This is a genomic window from Desulfosarcina cetonica JCM 12296 (genome assembly GCF_001311845.1).
In the GTDB taxonomy this organism is placed as follows: domain Bacteria; phylum Desulfobacterota; class Desulfobacteria; order Desulfobacterales; family Desulfosarcinaceae; genus Desulfosarcina; species Desulfosarcina cetonica.
Genome location: NZ_BBCC01000131.1, coordinates 1 through 18,701 on the forward strand (window position 1 = coordinate 1; position 18,701 = coordinate 18,701).

Below are 18,701 nucleotides of genomic sequence, written 5' to 3' on the forward strand. Positions count from 1 at the left end.
GCGCCCGGGCGCTGTTGCAAGACGGCGCGGCGCGGGTCGACCTGCTCACTCTGGCCAGGGCCATGTAGCTGTCGGTCCGGCATTGTGGCGCAAGGCCGGGCCCCAACGCTTGCGGTGGAACCCTTTTCTTGCGATTACTGAAAAAAGCACATAATTACCTCTTTGAATTTCCGCCCCTGAAACGGGTGCCGGGATTGACCCACGCCGTGGTGAGCCGGCTGGGTGGCGTCAGCCGCCGCCTTTCGACGGCATGAACCTGAGTTCGGGGGTCGGGGATGATCCGGATGGGGTGAATGCCAACCGCGCGGCGTTGCAGCGCTTGGTCGGCGGGATTCATGTCTACAGCCGGCAGAACCATGGCACCGCCATGACGGTGGTCACCCGGGAAATCCTGGGAGACCCGGCCGCTCCCATTCAGACGATGCCGCAGACCGCCGATGCCTTGATTAGCGATGTGCCCGGCGTGCGGCTGTTGATCCAGACCGCCGACTGCCAGGCAGTGATCCTGGTCGACCCGCAAAAGCGCGTGGTGGCCAATGTTCACAATGGCTGGCGGGGCAGCGTGGCCAACATCATCGGGCGGACGGTGCGGCAGATGGTGGCGGCATTCGGCTGCGACCCTGACCGCATGCTGGCGGCCATCGGTCCCTCCCTGGGGCCGTGCTGCGCCGAGTTCGTCAATTATCGCTCGGAGATTCCCGAAGCGTTGTGGCCGTTTCGCATGGGAAGGCACCATTTTGATTTCTGGCGCATCAGTCGCCACCAGCTGATTGCGGCCGGCCTTTGCGCGGCCCATGTGCATGCGGCCCAGGTCTGCACGCGCTGTAATCCGCATCTGTTTTTCTCCTATCGCGCCGCGCGGCGAACGGGCCGTTTCGCTACCCTTGTCGGCCTGGACACGCCCGGAACGGCGGGGGCGCGCGTCGGGTCGGGGGATTGCGTCGGGCCATGAGGAAATGAAACCCATGATGATTCAAGAGACCACCGTGCTGTGGAACCGGATGGCGGCCAAGGGCTACTATCGTCTCGGATTGGCGATAAGCGGCGGGTTCGATCACGCCCAACCCGGACAGTTCGTCATGGTTCGCGTGGGGTCGGACAACCAGCCGCTGCTGCGCCGCCCCTTTTCGCTGTTGGGACTGATCCGCGAGGAAGGCCGGGTCAGCGGCATCGAAATCCTCTTCAAGGTGGTGGGGCAGGGGACCGAGAAACTGGCCGGCTGTCGCAAGGGTGAGCGTCTTTCGGTGATCGGGCCGTTGGGCAACGCCTTCCTTGTTCCCGATACCTGCCGCCAATTGATCCTGGTGGCCGGCGGGGTCGGGGTCCCGCCCATCCGCTTTCTGGCCCAGTCCCTGCTGGAACGGGAGGGGGGGCTCGATCGCTGCGTGGTTTTCATCGGCGGTCGCACCCGCGACGATCTGGTCTGCATCAGCGAGTTCGATCTGCCCGGTTTCCTCTTGGACATCTCCACCGATGACGGCAGTCAGGGCAACCCCGGGTGGTGACCCACAGCCTGGAAAAGGCGCTGGACGCCGGAACGGCGGATCTGATCTGTGCCTGCGGCCCGCCGGCCATGCTCAAGGCGGTGGCGGCCATTGCCATGGCCCGCGATATTGACTGCCAGGTCTCCATCGAGGCCATGATGCTTGCGGCATGGGTGCCTGCCTGGGGTGTGCCGTGCGGATTCGCGGTGATGATACGGGCTACCGGCATGTCTGCATGGATGGACCGGTTTTCGACGCCCGCCAGTTGGTCTGGTGATGGGCGAAATGGCGTAACACTTTAAGATTGACTTGAAAAAAGAGCTATGGTAGAGGCAACCATTCCGATCAAGACCTTTCCCGATGGCTCGCTTTCATCGGAAAAAGGTCGACTCCCATGAAAAAAGAAACAAGAATCTGGATGCGGGAACTGGCCTTTTATTCGAGCCTGGGTTTTTCCGTGTCACTCTCCATTTTTATCGGATTGGGGATCGGGGTGTATCTGGACAAGCGTTTTGGCACCGCACCATGGCTGATGCTTGTCTTTTTGGGGCTCGGCATCGCCGCCGGATACCGTAACATCGGCCTGGCGATCAAAAAGAGCCGGAAACTGTGACCCGACGGCTGTAAAGAAACGGTTATCGTGAACATTCAGCAGCGCTTACTCACATTCGTCACGCGGTCCAATTGGGTTTTGTTGGCTTCCATCACGCTGTTGGGCCTTGTGGCGACGTCACCCTCTTTTGCCCGTGGTCTGATTTTCGGCGGTCTGATTGTTACGATCAACTTCCATCTCTTAGCCAGAACCCTGAGAAAAGCCTTCCGCCCCACGCAGCTGGCATCCCCCAATGTGGTGCTCGTCAAGTACTACATCCGCTTTATCATCAGCGGTGTGATCATTTTTTTGCTTATCCGCCAACAGGTGGTCAATCCCATTGGTCTGTTCATCGGTCTTTCCGTGGTGGTGGTCAGTATCGTCCTGGCAACCATGGTCGAGCTAAAAAAACTAATTTTCAAGGAGGCGGTCTAAGGATGGAGCATCCCTATCTATTTTTCGTCAAGCTGTTTGAAGCGATCGGCCTGGGACATTTCGCCCATACATATACCCATGTGGTCTACTCCTGGGTGCTCATGGCGATCCTGATCATTGCCGGTGCCATGGCCACCAAAACCATCTCCCTGATACCGGCTAAAAACCAGAACCTTTGGGAAATAATCGTTTCCGGCATCGAAGAATTCATGGTGGAAACGGCCGGTGAAGAAGCCCGCTGGCTGTTCCCGTTGGCGGCCACGGTCTTCCTATACGTCTTTATCGGCAACCTGATCGGGATCATCCCCGGATTCTATCCACCCACCGCCAATCTCAACACCACCGCATCCGTCGCTATCGTTGTCGTGGTCTTCACCCATGTCATTGGTATCAAATATCATGGCGCCAAGTACATTAAGCACTTCTTGGGACCGGTCTGGTGGATGTCACCGTTGATTTTCATCATCGAGATTATCGGCCATCTGGCACGTATTCTCTCCCTCTCTTTCCGTCTCTTCGGAAACATGATGGGACATGAAATCGTACTGGCAATCCTCTTCGGCCTGGCCGGTGCCTTCTTCGCACCGCTGCCGATCATGGCCCTGGGTATCTTCGTGGCCTTCGTGCAGGGATTCGTTTTCTTCCTGCTGTCGATCATCTACTTCTCCGGCGCCATGGAGCATGCTCACTGATCAATCCGACACTGTTTAACCGGCTGATTTCGTGGGCGGGAAATCGTTCTCGCAGGAATTGGCAACGTTCAATCGAATTGGGGTAACTGGAAGAAGCCCTAACAATCAATCTTTTAAAGGAGGACGTGGAGAATATGGAAGCATTACAGTTTTTTATCGCATGTGTGACCGCCGCTGGGTTTGGTATCTCAATCGCCGCTTTCGGTTGTGGCCTCGGACAGGGCATGGGCCTCAAGGCCGCCGTTGAGGGCATCGCTCGCAATCCCGAATCTTCCGGTAAAGTCACCGTGACCATGCTGATCGGTCTGGCCATGATCGAGTCTCTTTGTATTTACGCGCTCGTCGTGTCGCTGATTCTGATCTACGCGCATCCCCAGGCGGCAGCCATTGCCGGACTGCTCGGCGGACATTGATTTTTTCCGTCCTTAGTTTTTAAAAAAAGGCCCCTGCTCTGGCAGGGGCCTTTTTTTATCCTTTTCGCAAGACCTTGCGCAGATAGCGACCGGTGTGGGATTCGGCTGACTGGCAGATGGCTTCGGGGGTGCCGGTGGCAACCACGACCCCCCCCGCATCCCCGCCTTCGGGGCCGAGATCGATGATATGATCGGCGGTCTTGATGACATCCAGGTTGTGCTCGATCACCACCACCGTATTGCCGGCGTCCACGAGCTGGCCGAGCACACCGAGCAGCTTGCGGATATCGTCGGGATGCAGGCCGGTGGTTGGCTCGTCGAGAATGTACAGGGTGCTTCCGGTACTGCGTCGGCTCAGCTCGCGGGCCAGCTTGATCCGCTGGGCCTCTCCGCCGGAAAGGGTCGTGGCGGGCTGGCCGATGGGAACGTAGCCCAACCCCACCTGGGCCAGGGTCTGCAGTTTGGTGCGGATCGCCGCGACGTTCTGGAACATTTCCAGGCATTGATCGACGGTCATGGCCAGCACCTGGGCAATGTTTCTGCCCTTGTAGCGGATCTCCAGGGTCTCGCGGTTGTAGCGTTCGCCCTTGCAGATGTCGCAGGGGACATAAACGTCGGGCAGAAAATGCATCTCGATCCGGACGATGCCGTCCCCCTCGCAGGCTTCGCAACGGCCGCCGCGCATGTTGAAGCTGAAGCGGCCGGGCTTGTAGCCGCGCATGCGTGCCTCCGGCGTACGGCTGAACAGCTCCCGCACGGGCGCGAACAAACCCGTATAGGTGGCGGGATTGGAGCGTGGCGTCTTGCCGATGGGTGACTGATCGATGTCGATGACCTTATTGATACCTTCCAGCCCGCTGATGGATTCGACCTCGCCGGCGGACAACGAAAGCTGCTGGACCCGCCGCAGCGCGGCCCGGTACAGGGTCTCGATCACCAGGGTGGACTTCCCCGATCCGGAAACCCCGGTGACGCAGGTGAACACGCCCAGGGGGAAGGCGACCTCGATATTCTTCAGATTGTTCTGACGGGCGCCGCAAATGCGGATTTCACCCCGATGGGCTGGCCGGCGCCGCGCTGCGAAAGGGATTTGCAATCGTCCGGAAAGATACTTGCCGGTCAGGGAATTCTCATCTTCCAGCAGTTGTGCCGGTGTGCCCTGAAAAACCACGTGGCCGCCCGCCATGCCGGCACCGGGCCCCATGTCGACCACATGATCGGCGGCCAGAATGGTCTCCTCGTCATGTTCCACCACCAGCACCGAGTTGCCCATGTCGCGCATCCGCGTCAAGGTGGCCAAAAGGCGTTCATTATCGCGTTGGTGCAGGCCGATGCTCGGTTCGTCCAGCACATAGAGCACCCCGGTCAGCTTGGCGCCGATCTGGGTCGCCAGACGGATCCGCTGGCTCTCTCCGCCGGAGAGGGTGTGGGCGGGGCGATCCAGGGTCAGGTAGGCCAGCCCCACATCCTTCAGGAAGGCCAGGCGGACAACGATCTCCTTGACGATCTTCTCGGCGATCAGGCGACGTTTTCCCGCGGTGCATGCCCCCTGAAAAAATCCAGCAGCGCGCTGATGGAACGATGGGTCAACTGGTCGATGGAGAGGTCCTCGACCTTGATATGCCGGCTTTCCCGCCGCAACCGCGAGCCGTGGCATAGGGGACAGGCGGTTTCGGCCATGTAGGCCCCGAGCGCGTTTTTTTCGGCGCTTGACGGGGTTTGCGCATATTGGCGTGACAGCTGGGCCAGAATCCCCTCGAAGGGTTTGGGCGTTTTCAGGACGCGGTTCTTGCCGGCGGTCGTAAAAGGAATGCGCTGTTTGCCGGAACCGTGCATGAGCACGGTCTTGAAGCGGCCGGGAAGATCCTGGTAAGGGGTATAGATGTCCACGCCATAGAAGGCGGTCAGGTCCTCCAGGAACTCGCTGAAGGCCACGGAGTGACGCTGGGACCAGACCGCCACGGCCCCTTCGCGCAGGGAAAGCTCGGGATTGGGAACGATGCGCGACGGAGAAAATTCCCGGACCATCCCCAGCCCGTCGCAATGGGGACAGGCTCCGTGGGGCGAGTTGAACGAGAAGCTTGCCGGCGACAACTCCGGGTAGCCGATTCCGCAGTGGGTACAGACCGCGTTTTCGCTGAACCGCAGGGTTTCGACCACGGTCTCCATGCTTTTGCCCACAAAGACCACCTCCACCTGTCCGCCGGAGCGGCCGATGGCCAGTTCCATGGAATCGGCCAGACGATTGCGGACGGAGGCATTCAGAACCAGGCGGTCGATCACGACATCCAGCGTGGTGGTGGTCAGCGCTGCGCCATCGCCAAGGGATTCCAGATCGTGGATCTTGCCGTCCACGCGGATCCGCGCAAACCCCTCCTTGCGCAGCCGCTTGAGAAGTCCTTTAAAGCCAGCCTGCGGGTCCGCCCGCAACGGGGCGAGTACCATGAACCGAGCGCCCTCCGGCCGTTGCATCACCGTGTCAACCATTTCATCGATGGTTTGGGAGAGAATCGGTCGATCGCATTGGTAGCAGTGCGCGATACCTGTACGCGCATACAAAAGGCGGATGAAATCGTAGATTTCGGTTACCGTCCCCACCGTGGAACGGGGGTTGTGGCTGGCGGTTTTCTGTTCGATGGCAATGGCCGGCGACAGACCCTCGATCAGATCGACGTCGGGTTTCTGCAGCCGTTCCAAAAACTGGCGTGCATAGGTCGACAGTGACTCCACATAACGGCGCTGGCCTTCGGCGTAAAGGGTATCGAAGGCCAGGGTCGATTTTCCGGAGCCGGACAAACCGGTAATGACCACCAGTTGGTTGCGGGGAAGACGCAGACGGATGTCTTTCAGATTATGCTGCCGGGCGCCTTCGATGATGATGCTGTCTAATGCGTTCATCGGATTTAGAATATCAACGGTCGGCGACGCGCCAACCTACCGGCGGATTATATATCCGGGCCTTGGGGATTTGTAAATTTCTTTTCGGCCCGATGGACATCGGCCGGTGACGGTTCGTTGACGGGGAACCTATTAGATGTTGACGGGGGGACCTTTTAAATGGGGTTGCCCTGGCCACCTTCGTTGGCGTTTTCGTGTTGAACAAAGTACCTGAAATTTCCAGACGTCACCGGGGTTACCGAAAACGATGCCGATAAAAACGGAAAACGTAGAAAAAATGAATAATGTGGCGAAAAACGGAGATTTCGGATTTGTCGATACTTTGTTGATAACTCCCGATATGCTTAGAATGCTTATGGAAAGAAACCGGCACCAAAAACCCCTGTATTTCGAAGCAGTTGTTGTCCGGTGGATTGATAACTGTCTAAGATTAATAAAAAAATAAACTTTTGTAAACATTGTGTTAGGAATCTGGTTAACCTGCCTTCTTCGCGATTGACTCCCGTCGGCCTGTTTTGTAATGATCTCCTCAGTCGCGCTCTCTCGCGGAAACCTTTCTGAAAACCTCGGATAATTAGCCCAGAATAGCATAATTCAAGCCAACCGTTTGCTGAACCAAACAATGGTGCGATTTCTTTTATATGTCGCTAAGGGAAGTTTATTTTTTAAATGAAACAAATCTGGACAACCGTAAAATCCGTTCTCAAGGACAAGATTCCCGGCCATAGCTTTCGGATGTGGATCGATCCGATCGAATTCCGGGAAGATTGCGGTGAGGTGGTCATTTTGAGCTGCCCCAATTCCTTTTCGAAAAAACGCATCGCCGACAATTATGGCGAGTTGATTGAAGCGGCGCTTGGCGATGCCGCCGGCAGGCCCCTCACGCTAAACCTGGTGGTAGGGCCGGCCCAGGAGGAAGACGGCCTGGCACCTTCGCCGGATCCGCAGATGAAATTGCCAGCGATGGACATACCGGCCAATGGGGGACAGCTGCTCCGGCAGGATTACACCTTTGATCAGTTCGTTGTGGGCAAGAACAGCGATTTCGCCTATTCCGCCGCCCTCGCCCTGGCGGCCCGAAATCTGGGAAACCAGAATGCCCTGTTCCTGCATTCGAAGACCGGCTTGGGCAAGAGCCATCTGTCCCAGGCCGTGGGGCATCACATCCTGAAGTCCTTCCCCGAGGAGCGGGTCTACTACATCACCGCCGAAGATTTCATGAATGAGATGACCAGCGCCTACCGTTGTAACAACATTCACGCGTTCAAGGAGAAGTACCGCCATAACTGCGATGTGTTGTTGCTCGAGGATGTCCATTTTCTCAGCGGGAAAAACGGTACCCAGGAGGAGTTGTCCAACACCCTGGAGTCACTGATGAACGCCAACAAAAAGATCATTTACTCCAGTTGCTATTTGCCTTCCGAGATCCCCAAGCTGCATGACAAGCTCAAATCGCGCTTTACTTGTGGTCTGATTTCCAAAATCGGCACGCCGGATTACCGGGTTCGGCTGCGTATTCTCAAACAAGCTGCTAAGACCGGCGCATGTGCGGTGCCCGGCGTTGTGCTCGAGTATCTGGCCTCCGAGTTGACCGAAGACGTGCGGCAACTGAAAAGCGGGCTGATCGGCGTGATGGCGCGCGCGTCCCTGCTCGGATCGGCGATCGATCTTGAGCTGGCTCGCGATGTGGCCACCAACATCGTCACCAATCGCGAGAAGATTACCCTCGATTCCATCAAACGCTTGGTCTGTAAGTACTACGATGTCTCGATGGCGGACCTCATCTCCCGTTCACGACGGCAGGCGATTGTGCGGCCACGACAGGTGGCCATGTATCTTTGCCGGCGGTATACCGACCATTCCCTGCAGGCGATCAGTAAAAGCTTCAACCGTTACCACGCCACGGCGTTGCATGCCCTCAAGACCGTGGAAAAGGAAGTCAAGGCGAACGGACCGTGCCAGAAGCATGTCGAATTTCTCTCCCAACGATTGGAAAAGGGCGATGCCTGAAGGACAGAGGTGGTGGGGCGGATTTCAGCTTTGAGGAAGAAAAGACGTCGACATCAGGTTCATTCGGGAAAGTGCCCTGGAGGAAGGAATGTCTACCCATCAGGCGCTGGGGCACTTTTTCACCTTGTTAGCGGGGTTTATATGGACTTTTCAAACAGCCCGCTAATTGACTTTCATCATAGCCCCGCTGGCCGATACCAACTCCTCTAAAATCTCGAAGCGTTCATTTTGTTCCTGCTCGATAATGCAGCGTAGATTCAGGGCGCAGCGTCTCCGGCAAATGGGGTCGGTTCTGCGATACCTGCCAAAACAGCCCAAATATCGATCCATTGAAGATTCGGTTGCTTGCTCCGATGTCATTGGCAAATCCTATTGTTCCAGTAGCTTGATAAGTTCATCATGAATGGCGCCATTGGTGCTGAGAATTTCATCCCTGTCGATGGCGTAAGGCGCGCCAGAAAAGACGCTGGTCCTGGCACCGGCCTCGCTGGCGATCAGAAAACCGGCGGCCGTATCCCAGGGCTTGAGATGCTGCTCCCAAAAACCGTCGAACCGGCCGCAGGCCACATAACACAGATCCAACGCCGCCGACCCCAGGCGACGGACCCCCTGGGTGGCCTTGAGGCAACGCCCGAAACGATCCATCAGCGGTGTGAAGATGGTGGCGTGATCGTATGGAAAACCGGTGACCAGAAGACTATCGGCAAGTGTCGCGGTGGTTGAAACGGAAATGGGCGAACCGTTCAGTTCGGCACCGGATCCTTTGACGGCCACGAAGAATTCGCCCAAAAGGGGCGCCAGGACAAATCCGGCCTGAATGTCGTCATCCACGGCAAACGCGATGGAAACGCAAAACTGGGGCAGGTTGTGGGCGAAATTGGTCGTCCCGTCAAGGGGATCGATGATCCAGCAACCGCCGTTGCCGTCGCGCCGGCCGCTCTCTTCGGCCAGGATGGCATGCTCGGGAAATGCACGGCTCAGCGTCTCGATAATGGCCGCTTCGGAACGGATATCCGCTTCGGTGACCAGATCGATGGCACCTTTTTTGTGCACCGCGTGCAGTCTGCCGAAATGGTCCTTGAGGATCTTGCCACCGTTGAAGGCGGCCGCCGTTCCGATTTGTTTGATACGTTCCATGTCCATAAGAAGAAACATTTACAAAGAATTGGAAGGTTCTGTCAACCGAATTGTCGCTTTTCTGTGTAACCACCTGAAATCAAATTAATATAATTGTTTTCGGGTACTGTCGCGATGGGCCGGAAGAAGATGTTCGACAGCTGCCTGGAGGTGTTCGGAGAGCGGCTTCAGGGAAGGACGATCCAGGGCGCTGATGGCGATTCCGCCCAGGCGTTGGATCAGGTGATCGCGGCGGTCCGGATCGACCCGGTCGATCTTGTTCAGTACCCGGACGATGGGAATCGTATTGAGGTTGAGTTCGGCCAGAATGGTTTCCACGGATCGAATTTGTTCCGCGTGGCGGGGATTGCTGATGTCGATGACATGCACGAACAGGTCGGCATTCTCCAGCTCTTCCAAGGTGGCCTTGAACGCCGCCATGAGTTCCTTGGGCAGATCGCGGATAAAGCCGACCGTGTCGGTGATGATCACCTCGATATCCCGAGGGAACCGCAGCCTGCGGCTGGATGGGTCGAGGGTGGCGAAGAGCTTGTCCTCGGCGAACACCCGGCTTTGGGTCAACTGGTTGAGCAGGGTCGACTTGCCGGCATTGGTGTAACCGATGATGGAGATGATCGGAATGGCCTTGCGACTGCGTTGTCGCCGTTGTTGGTCGCGGTTTTTCTGAACCGTGGTCAGCGCCTGTTCCAGGCGCCGGATGCGCTCCCGGGCCCGCCTGCGGTTGATCTCCAGACGGGTCTCACCCGGGCCGCGGCCGCCGATGCCACCGGTCAATCGGGACATGGCCGTGTCCTTGGTGACCAGTCGCGGCAGAATGTATTTCAGCTGGGCCAGCTCCACCTGCAGCTTGCCTTCCCGGCTTTTGGCCGCTGGGAGAAGATATCGAGGATCAACTGGGTCCGGTCGATGACTTTGATCTCCGTGCGATCGGCGATGGAGCGGATCTGGGACGGGTTGAGCTCCTGGTCGAAAATGATCAGGCTGGCACCCCGATGAAGCGCCAGGATGGCAAGCTCATCCAGCTTGCCGCTGCCCATGAGGAAACGGGGGTCGGCTTTCCGGCGTTGCTGCAGGACCGTGTCGATGGTGCTGATGCTGGCCGTGTGGGCCAGCTCCTGGAGTTCGTCAAGGGACGCGACGGCCTCCTTGCGTCCTCCGGTGAAGACACTGACCAGGAGCGCGCGTTCGGTGCCGGGCGCCTCGCTCACGTCGAATTTTTTGCGGGCCAGCTCCGCCTCGAGGGCCTGGATCAGGCCGAGGCAGTCGATTTCCGGACGGAACAGCGGCACCGGTGGCATGACCTGGTAGGGCGCGCGTTCATCGGCACCGGGCAGAATATGGGCGAAGTGGATCAGCACCGGCGAGCCGTCTGCCCGCATGGTGATCACGGCCATCAGGTCGAGGCGCAATAGGGCCAGATCGGTCAGGTCGTCCTGGGTCAGGGCGGTCTCATCCAGGTGGGTATGCACACAGCGCAGCCCCCGCAGCCGATCCGGGGCCAGGCGATACTCGTGCAGATCGGGAATCAGGATGCGGTCTCCCTCTCCGACCAGCACCTGGGCGATCTTACCGCTACGTTCCACCAGAAGGCCGATCTGACGGCCGGTTTCGGCGGAGAGGGCGCACAGGTCGCGGCCGAGTTCCGGGGAGACGATGGCCTGGGGCGGGACGCGCCGCCGGCCCAGGTTTTCCAGCCGTTTGATCTGGCTGGATTTGAGTCCCAACAGGTTACCGAAAATCTCTTTCATTCAACGGCCAGATTTTCAAAGCGGGTGTACGATCCCAAAAAGGCCAGCGTGGCCACGCCCGTGGGACCGTTGCGCTGCTTGGCGAGGATGATTTCGGCGGTTCCGCGATGGGGGTTGTTCTCATCGCGGTTGTAAACTTCGTCCCGATAGATGAACGCCACCAGGTCGGCGTCCTGCTCCAGGGCCCCGGACTCCCTGAGATCGGACAGCTGGGGGCGTTTGTCGCTGCGTTCCTCGAGTTTACGGTTGAGCTGCGAAAGGGCGATGACAGGAATGTTCAGCTCCTTGGCCAGGATCTTGAGCGAGCGCGAAATCTCGGAGATTTCCAGGTCGCGCCGTTCGGTATTGGCATTGCCGCGCATGAGTTGAAGATAATCGATGATGATCAGGCCCAGCCCCTTGTCCATTTTCAGGCGCATGGACTTGGTGCGAATGGACGTGGCGGAGATGTCCGGGGCGTCGTCGATGAAAATGGGTGCATCGGTGAGCCGTCCGGCGGCTCCGGTGATTCGTTTCCAGTCCTCCGGGTTGAGAAAACCGCTGCGGATGCGTGACGAGTCGACACGCGCCTCGGCGCAGAGCATGCGCATGGAGAGCTGTTCCTTGGACATTTCCAGGGAGAAGACCGCCACCGGGACGCCGCCATCGATGGCCGCATTGCGGGCGATGTTGAGCGCAAAGGCCGTCTTCCCCATGGCGGGGCGGGCGGCGAGAATGATCAGGTCGGAGTTCTGCAGACCGGATGTCAGGCTGTCCAGCTTGCCGAAACCCGTGGTGATGCCGGTCACCAAGGCCCGGTTTCCCTGGCGCTCCTCGAGTTGATCGATGTTGGTTTCAATGATCTTGCTGATGGGGGCGAAGGCTTGTTTGGTTTTGCCTTCGGACAACTCGAAGATGGCGCTCTGGGCAAACTCGATCACGCCGTCCACATCCCCGCGGTCCTGGAAGCAGCGTAGGGAAATGGTATTGGCGCGCTCGATCAACCGCCGTAGGATTGCTTTCTCGTGGATGATCCGGGCGTAGTGATGGGCGTTAACCGCCATGGGGATGGTATCCACCAGGCGGGCCAGATAGGCGGCGCCCCCAATTTTATCCAATTCGCCGTTTTCCCTGAGCTGGTTGCTCAGGGTGACCAGATCCACCGGTTCTCTTTTGGCATACAGCGTCTCGACGGCGGTAAAGATGATCTGGTGCGCGGTTTTGTAAAAGTCGTCGGCGGACAGGATTTCGAGGATGTCGATCAAGGTGTTGTTGTCGATCAGGATGGCGCTGATGATCGACTCTTCCGCGTCAATGCTTTGGGGCGGCAGTTTGTGCAGGGCGGGATCTTTGACGGGCGATGGCGGGCTGTCGGACATAACGTTTCAACTTTGTTATAAAATTACGGGAACCCCGGTCCGGCTGGGCAATGGGGTTCCCGGTCATGGACGGCGATCAGGCTTCCTCGGGAACCACTTCCACCGTGATTTCCGGCTTGATGCCCTGGTAGACCCGGATGGGCACCTTGAAGGTTCCGATGGTCTTGATGGGTTCGGTCAAAAGGACCATGCGTTTTTCCACCTCGACGTCCTGCTTCTTGAGTGCGTCGATGATGTCACGGATCGCAATGGAGCCGTAGAGCTTGTCCGCTTCATGGACCTTGGATGCGATGGTTACCGAGACGGCTGCCAGACGGTCGGCCATCTCCTGGGCAAACTCTTTCTCCTTGGCAATCTGCAGTTCGAATTTGGCTTTTTCCTGCTCCAGCAGCTTGCGCTGCTGGGGCGTGGCCGGAACCGCCTTGCCCTGGGGCAGCAGGTAGTTGCGGGCATAGCCGTCCGCCACGTTGACTTCGCTGCCGATGATGCCTAACGAACTGATGGTTTCCTTTAAAATGACTTTCATACATATCCTCCAAAAAAGGCCTGTCCCGCATCAGGCGGGCAGGTCTGGTTCACGCTTGTCAGGGCCAATCTTTCGAAAGTTGATCCACATATCAAAAATTCCGATGCAGATGACCACCAATAAAAAAATCTGCTGCAGCGCGATCATCGTGTAAATAAACACCCGCAGGGGCGTGGAAGCCCCTTTTTCTCGAAGAAGAAGGAGACGATGGCGATCCCCTGGATAAAATAGATGGTCAGCATGATCAAGAGCCCGTTGACACCGACCAGCCGCAGGCCGGACACCGGCAGCAGAATGATCACGCCGCTGCCGATGACGCCCCAAATCAGCATGTCGGCGCCGCCAGTGGTTGAGCCGACCAAAATCCGGGACGGCCAGGCCGCGATGTTCCAGAAGCGGGCGGGCGGCGATCAGATTGGTCCAGGCCACGAAGAGCGTCGATGCGGCTACCATGGACGGTAAAAGCCGTACCAGGACGTACTGAATCCGATCGAGGGACCCCGCAATGGTGTCGATGGTTTCCTGGGGAATGCCGACCTCCTGATACAGTTTGAGTGACAGTTCCAGGTTGGTGCCCACATAGGTGGAAACCAGGCTGATGATCCCGGTTCCTTTGACGACACTATAAATCAGCATGGCCCCCAGACCGGTCCCCAGGACAACGCCGCAGGCCGCCACGATCGTCATCTCGACGGAGAGCGGTTTTTCGAACAGCTCACTCAGGGAAAATCCGAGCAGCATGAGGCCGGAAAAAAAGATGATGTCCAGGGTGGCGCTGCCAACGACCAGCCCGATGATCGCGATGGTCAGCAGCGGAACAATCATGCCGTGGCGCCTGCCCAGTTTTGTTCGGTAGAAAAGAACGGGCAGGGGAATGAAAATGGAGAACACAAAACCGATCACCGGCATGAAGACCGATGCGGAGAAAATAACAAGCGTCGCCATCACGCCGGTAGCGATATCTTTCGATACTCCACGTTGAAATGGCGATCCTGCCATCTGGTTTCTCCTTAAAAAGGCATTTTTGTCCCGCTGGAAAGACCCTTCTTCGAACGACTACAGGTCAAACGTGCCGACGTACGGCAGCAGGGCGATGGTCCGCGCCCGTTTGATGGCGTGGGTCAGTGCGCGCTGGTGCTTGGCACAGGTGCCGGAAATCCTCCGCGGAATAATTTTTCCCCGTTCGGTGATAAAATATTTCAGGGTTTTGGGGTCCTTGTAATCGATTACCAAACTTTGATCCGCACAGAACCGACAGACTTTGCGGCGGTGGAAAACTCTTCTTCTTTTTCTTTTCGGGCGGGGTTTTGCGACGGCCATGGCTTACTCCTCCTCCTTGTCTTCGATGGATTCGTTATTTTCTTCATTCGATTCGTCGGACGCGTCGGCTTCACTTTCCGTTTCCGTGGCTTGATCCGCTTTCGCCTCTTTTTCAGCCAAGTCCGCCTTGATCGCGTCCAGATCGGCGTCCTCTGCGAGGAGAACGGTCATGAACTTCATGACCTTGTCGTCGATCCTGAAGAAACGCTCCATCTCCTGAATCAAGGCACCATCACCGCAAAAATCGAACCTGACATAGTGACCCCGATTTTTTTTCTTGATGTCATAAGCCAGTTTCTTGGTTCCCCAGTCATCGGTTTCGATCAGAAAACCCGTGTACTGCGGAATCAGGTCGTTCACCCGTTCGAAGAAGGGGGCTTCGGCCTCCTTCGAAAGGTCTGGATCAAGAATAACGATCGTTTCGTACCGCCTCATAAAACCTCCTTTTGGCTTGTCAGCCCCGGCTCGCGGCCGGAGCAAGGAAAGGCAGCACCCCATAGCGTGCTGCCCAAAAATCAACCTAAATAGCATCAACGGAAAAAAACTGTCAAGCACTCAGTGAAAGCATTCCATAGCAACCGCATTTGGATTTCATCTTTGTTGTTGTGATCAGAAACCAAATGTATGGGATCATTCAATGCCAAATGCCAACATCCAAATGTCAAATGAAGGATAAAATCGTTTTAAAATAGACAGAATGCCACCATTTGACATTCAGCGCCTCCGGAGTTCAAGAGTAAAGATCGGTAGAGACACTGATATGCGATTGCCCTGGATATCGATTTTAGTACAGGCACCCATTTTCCTGGTCGCCCAAACGGCAGATGGTCGTCATCGGTGCGCCCGGCGGACCGCTGGGCCCCCTGAAGGTCTGGAAAATACCATCCGGCAGGCTGAACCAGTAGTCGCTTTTCCAAAAGGGGGCCAGCAGGCCGGTCAGGGTCAGCCGGATGTGCATCCGGGCATGTCGGCCGTCGGGCGGGTCCACCGGTTCGGTTCCTTGTTTAATGGCCTTGATTTTGTGAACGCTGAGGGTCCCGTAGCGGATGGTCCAGAAAACCCGCGTGCGGTCATCTGAAGCGATAAACCCCCGCAGGGAGAGGGAGGTGGCCTGATACCAGGGGGCATCGTCGATGGCGAGGTCCTTGTCCACGGCCTGCCCCTTGAACCGGCCGTGCAGGTGAATCGTCCGGCCGATCCGCTCGGCCGTGAAGTCGGTTTGGCCGCTGTCGGCCGTCACGGTCCAGCGCCGGGTGGCATAATCCGGTCCCGTGGTGGTGACGTGGCGTTGGGTGGGCGATGTATAGGTGAGGGTGAACCCTTCGGCCTTCCGCAGCCGCCACTCTGCCGTTTTAACGGACTTGCCGGTGACTTCACGGTAGTGATACACTTCTTCCGCATTGGGCAGGGCGGCCTGGGCGACCCGCAACCCCAGAAGGATCAGGATAAGGGCCATCCAGACCGATTCGCGGGCGAAAAAGGGTTTGGATGGGTTTGTGTTCATGGACGAGCGGTATCATATTCCCATCGGCTGTTGAAGCCTTGCGTTCAATTTGTTTGCACCCTAACAATTTTCTAACATTTTCCATCTATTTCAGGTTGGCTGGTGTTTGGAAAGGATCCAAATGAGACGTCGCTTGTCGGCTTGCCGGCATTTGCAGGAAATGAGCATCACAGACAGGGATCAAATGACGGAATCCACACAACCCATTAGCGATCCATGGACGGATCTTGGCCCGGATCTTGACCTGGACGCCGAGGTGGGCGAGGACAAGCCCGGGCGCTTCCTCAACCGTGAGCTCTCCTGGCTGGAATTCAACCGGCGGGTGTACGAGGAGGCCATGAACCCGGCCCATCCGCTCCTCGAGCGGCTGCGTTTCCTCTCCATTTCCGCCAGCAACCTGGATGAATTCTACATGGTCCGGGTCGCCGGTCTGAAGGGCCAGGTGGCCTCGCGGGTGCGGGGCGTCAACCCCGACCGCATGACCCCGGTCCAACAGCTCAGGGCCATCGCTGCCAAGGTCAACGAACTGGCTGCCGATCAGCACCGCTGTCTGGAATACCTTTTGGCCGAGATGGAAAAGCAAGGGCTTCATCTGGTCCAGCCGGAGGCGCTTAGCGATGCCGACCGGACCTGGCTGGCAACCCTTTTCCGGCAGAACATGTTCCCGATTCTCAGCCCCATCGCCGTGGACCCGGCCCATCCGTTTCCCTTCATTTCCAACCTCGGGTTCGGGTTGGTACTCGAGCTGGCCGGCGACGGGGAAAATGAGAACATGGTCGCACTGGTGATTCTGCCGGCCCAGCTGGAGCGGTTTATCCGCCTGCCGGGCAAGACGATCCGCTTCATTGCCCTGGAGAAGGTCGTGCTCATGTTCCTCGATTTGCTGTTCCCCTCTTTCCGGATGGTCTCCAGCGGCACCTTCCGGGTGATCCGCGACAGCGAGATGGAGATCGACGAGGAGGCCGAGGATCTGGTGCGCACCTTCGAAACCGCCCTCAAGCGCCGTCGCCGGGGCAGTGTGGTGCGCCTGACCGTGGATGACAACATTTCCGACGATCTGCTCTATTTCATCCAGGCCCAGCTGGATATCGCCAAGCAGGATGTTTTCTGTTTCCACGGCATGATCGGGCTTTCCGACATTGCCGAGCTGGTCATCGACGATCGACCCGATCTCTTGTTCCATTCCTACCAGGCGCGTTTTCCCCAGCGCATCCGTGATTTCGCCGGTGACTGCCTGGCGGCCATCCAGGCCAAGGATATTCTGGTGCACCACCCTTATGAAAGCTTCGACGTGGTCGTCCAATTTCTCAGGCAGGCCAGTCAGGATAAAACGTCGTGGCCATCCGCCAGACCCTCTACCGCACCAGCGCGGATTCGCCCATCGTGCAGGCCCTGGTGGAGGCGGCCGAGGCCGGCAAGAGCGTCACCGCCATGGTGGAACTCAAGGCCCGTTTCGACGAGGAGGCCAACATCGGTATCGCCCGCAAGCTGGAGCGCAGCGGCGCCCAGGTGGTCTTCGGTTTCATCGAATACAAGACCCACGCCAAGCTTTCCCTGGTGGTGCGGCGCGAGGGCGGCAAGCTGCGCTCCTACGCCCACCTGGGCACGGGCAACTATCACCCTGTGACGGCCAAGATTTATACCGACCTTTCCTTTTTCACCTGCGATCCGGTGATCTGCGAAGACGTGTTGCAGATTTTCAACTACATGACCGGCTACGCCAAACCGATGCATCTCAGAAAGGTGGTGATTTCACCGCTCAGCCTGCGGGCCTTTTTGCTCAAGCAGATCAACAACGAGATCGAGCATGCCAAGGCCGGCCGGCCGGCCGGCATCTGGGTCAAGGTCAATTCGCTGGTCGACGCCGAGGTGATCGACGCCCTTTACGCGGCCTCGCGCGTGGGGGTGAAGATCAAGATCGTCGCCCGGGGGATTTGCACCCTGCGGCCCGGCGTCCCGGGCCTGAGCGAGAACATTGAGGTCAAATCCATCGTCGGCCGGTTTCTCGAGCATTCGCGTATCGCCTGTTTTGGCAATGGTAATGAACTGCCCTCGCGCAAGGCCAAGGTGTTCATCTCCTCGGCCGACTGGATGCCACGCAATATCGACCGCCGCATCGAGGCCATGGTGCCCATCGAGAATCCCACGGTGCACCGGCAGGTGCTGGACCAGATTATGGTGGCCAACCTGCGCGATAACGAACAGAGCTGGCTGCTGCAACCGGACGGCAGCTACCGGCGCTGCGAAACCGCGCCGGAGCCGTTCAATGCCCATCAGTTCTTCATGACCAATCCCAGCCTGTCCGGTCGGGGATCGGCCCTGGCTGAGAGCGGCCACGGCAAGAAGAAACGCAAGGCCAAGCTCAGTAAGGTGGAATGATCAACTTCGCGGTCGGCGGTGCAAGTGACCGGCCATGGGGCATGCCAATGAAAACCCTTTATCTCATGCGCCACGCCAAATCCAGCTGGAAGGATCCGCGCCTCAAGGATCACCAGCGCCCCCTGAACAAACGCGGCAAACGCGCCGTGGCCGACATGGGCGCGCGATTCAAGGCTCGCGGGCTGCGGCCGGACCTGCTGCTGAG

At 58.0% G+C, this 18,701-nt stretch carries 20 protein-coding genes and 1 pseudogene; 10 read left to right on the plus strand and 11 right to left on the minus strand.

Annotation, left to right across the window (positions count from 1 at the left end; translation table 11 throughout):
- The first annotated feature begins 128 nt into the window (after positions 1–128).
- The 8 genes from JCM12296_RS48055 to atpE all read left to right on the plus strand — a co-directional run bounded on the left by JCM12296_RS48055 (position 129) and on the right by atpE (position 3,616).
- Positions 129–254, plus strand: coding sequence for a hypothetical protein (locus tag JCM12296_RS48055; protein ID WP_281492137.1), 126 nt, complete (start codon positions 129–131; stop codon positions 252–254).
- Complete coding sequence (locus JCM12296_RS23400; RefSeq protein ID WP_054698582.1) at positions 251–952, plus strand: purine nucleoside phosphorylase YfiH/LACC1 family protein; 702 nt, start codon at positions 251–253, stop codon at positions 950–952. The genes JCM12296_RS48055 and JCM12296_RS23400 overlap by 4 nt, the downstream gene beginning before the upstream one ends.
- Positions 953–965: 13 nt before the next feature.
- Complete coding sequence (locus tag JCM12296_RS23405) at positions 966–1,505, plus strand: ferredoxin reductase domain-containing protein (protein WP_157067838.1); 540 nt, start codon at positions 966–968, stop codon at positions 1,503–1,505.
- Positions 1,499–1,786, plus strand: coding sequence for a hypothetical protein (locus tag JCM12296_RS45455; RefSeq protein WP_054698586.1), 288 nt, complete (start codon positions 1,499–1,501; stop codon positions 1,784–1,786). The genes JCM12296_RS23405 and JCM12296_RS45455 overlap by 7 nt, the downstream gene beginning before the upstream one ends.
- Positions 1,787–1,878: 92 nt before the next feature.
- Complete coding sequence (locus tag JCM12296_RS23415; protein WP_054698587.1) at positions 1,879–2,097, plus strand: AtpZ/AtpI family protein; 219 nt, start codon at positions 1,879–1,881, stop codon at positions 2,095–2,097.
- Between the two features lie 27 nt (positions 2,098–2,124).
- Positions 2,125–2,511, plus strand: coding sequence for an ATP synthase subunit I (locus tag JCM12296_RS23420; protein WP_054698588.1), 387 nt, complete (start codon positions 2,125–2,127; stop codon positions 2,509–2,511).
- A 2-nt stretch (positions 2,512–2,513) separates the two neighbouring features.
- Complete coding sequence (gene atpB / locus JCM12296_RS23425; RefSeq protein WP_054698589.1) at positions 2,514–3,203, plus strand: F0F1 ATP synthase subunit A; 690 nt, start codon at positions 2,514–2,516, stop codon at positions 3,201–3,203.
- 134 nt (positions 3,204–3,337) lie between these two features.
- Positions 3,338–3,616, plus strand: a complete 279-nt coding sequence (gene atpE / locus JCM12296_RS23430) for an ATP synthase F0 subunit C (protein WP_054698590.1) — start codon at positions 3,338–3,340, stop codon at positions 3,614–3,616.
- A 55-nt stretch (positions 3,617–3,671) separates the two neighbouring features.
- On the opposite strand, the gene uvrA is transcribed toward atpE, so the two are convergent.
- Both uvrA and JCM12296_RS48065 read right to left on the minus strand, forming a co-directional pair.
- Positions 3,672–5,138 (minus strand): excinuclease ABC subunit UvrA, encoded by a 1,467-nt coding sequence (uvrA, locus tag JCM12296_RS48060; protein ID WP_281492140.1) that lies wholly within the window; start codon positions 5,136–5,138, stop codon positions 3,672–3,674.
- Positions 5,135–6,514 (minus strand): excinuclease ABC subunit UvrA, encoded by a 1,380-nt coding sequence (locus JCM12296_RS48065; RefSeq protein ID WP_281492139.1) that lies wholly within the window; start codon positions 6,512–6,514, stop codon positions 5,135–5,137. Before JCM12296_RS48065 ends, uvrA begins: the two co-directional genes overlap by 4 nt.
- Before the next feature lie 669 nt (positions 6,515–7,183).
- On the opposite strand from JCM12296_RS48065, the gene dnaA reads away from it, so the two are divergent.
- A complete protein-coding gene (dnaA, locus tag JCM12296_RS23440) occupies positions 7,184–8,524 on the plus strand; it encodes a chromosomal replication initiator protein DnaA (RefSeq protein WP_054698591.1) in 1,341 nt (446 codons plus the stop codon).
- A gap of 369 nt (positions 8,525–8,893) precedes the next feature.
- Here the strand turns inward: dnaA and JCM12296_RS23445 are convergent, their stop codons facing one another.
- From JCM12296_RS23445 to JCM12296_RS23480, 9 genes are all read right to left on the minus strand, one after another.
- Positions 8,894–9,667 (minus strand): inositol monophosphatase family protein, encoded by a 774-nt coding sequence (locus JCM12296_RS23445; RefSeq protein ID WP_054698602.1) that lies wholly within the window; start codon positions 9,665–9,667, stop codon positions 8,894–8,896.
- 78 nt (positions 9,668–9,745) lie between these two features.
- Positions 9,746–10,501, minus strand: coding sequence for a GTPase HflX (hflX, locus tag JCM12296_RS45460; protein ID WP_246804770.1), 756 nt, complete (start codon positions 10,499–10,501; stop codon positions 9,746–9,748).
- The gene (locus tag JCM12296_RS45465) at positions 10,483–11,409 is read right to left on the minus strand and encodes an HflX-like GTP-binding protein (protein WP_246804771.1); all 927 of its coding nucleotides are present in this window, start codon (positions 11,407–11,409) and stop codon (positions 10,483–10,485) included. Before JCM12296_RS45465 ends, hflX begins: the two co-directional genes overlap by 19 nt.
- A complete protein-coding gene (gene dnaB, locus JCM12296_RS23455; RefSeq protein ID WP_054698592.1) occupies positions 11,406–12,767 on the minus strand; it encodes a replicative DNA helicase in 1,362 nt (453 codons plus the stop codon). The genes JCM12296_RS45465 and dnaB overlap by 4 nt, the downstream gene beginning before the upstream one ends.
- A gap of 76 nt (positions 12,768–12,843) precedes the next feature.
- A complete protein-coding gene (gene rplI, locus JCM12296_RS23460) occupies positions 12,844–13,293 on the minus strand; it encodes a 50S ribosomal protein L9 (protein WP_054698593.1) in 450 nt (149 codons plus the stop codon).
- 30 nt (positions 13,294–13,323) lie between these two features.
- Positions 13,324–14,292 carry a DUF2232 domain-containing protein gene (locus tag JCM12296_RS23465; RefSeq protein WP_054698594.1) on the minus strand — a complete coding sequence of 323 codons (969 nt, stop codon included), beginning with the start codon at positions 14,290–14,292 and terminating at the stop codon, positions 13,324–13,326.
- A gap of 57 nt (positions 14,293–14,349) precedes the next feature.
- Complete coding sequence (rpsR, locus tag JCM12296_RS23470) at positions 14,350–14,613, minus strand: 30S ribosomal protein S18 (RefSeq protein ID WP_054698596.1); 264 nt, start codon at positions 14,611–14,613, stop codon at positions 14,350–14,352.
- Positions 14,614–14,616: 3 nt separating this feature from the next.
- Positions 14,617–15,048 (minus strand): 30S ribosomal protein S6, encoded by a 432-nt coding sequence (gene rpsF / locus JCM12296_RS23475; protein WP_054698598.1) that lies wholly within the window; start codon positions 15,046–15,048, stop codon positions 14,617–14,619.
- A 349-nt stretch (positions 15,049–15,397) separates the two neighbouring features.
- The gene (locus tag JCM12296_RS23480) at positions 15,398–16,117 is read right to left on the minus strand and encodes a hypothetical protein (RefSeq protein WP_054698600.1); all 720 of its coding nucleotides are present in this window, start codon (positions 16,115–16,117) and stop codon (positions 15,398–15,400) included.
- Positions 16,118–16,454: 337 nt separating this feature from the next.
- Here JCM12296_RS23480 and ppk1 point away from each other — a divergent pair.
- Positions 16,455–18,496: pseudogene (gene ppk1, locus JCM12296_RS23485) on the plus strand (polyphosphate kinase 1); the annotation flags it as partial.
- Positions 18,497–18,701 lie beyond the last annotated feature (205 nt).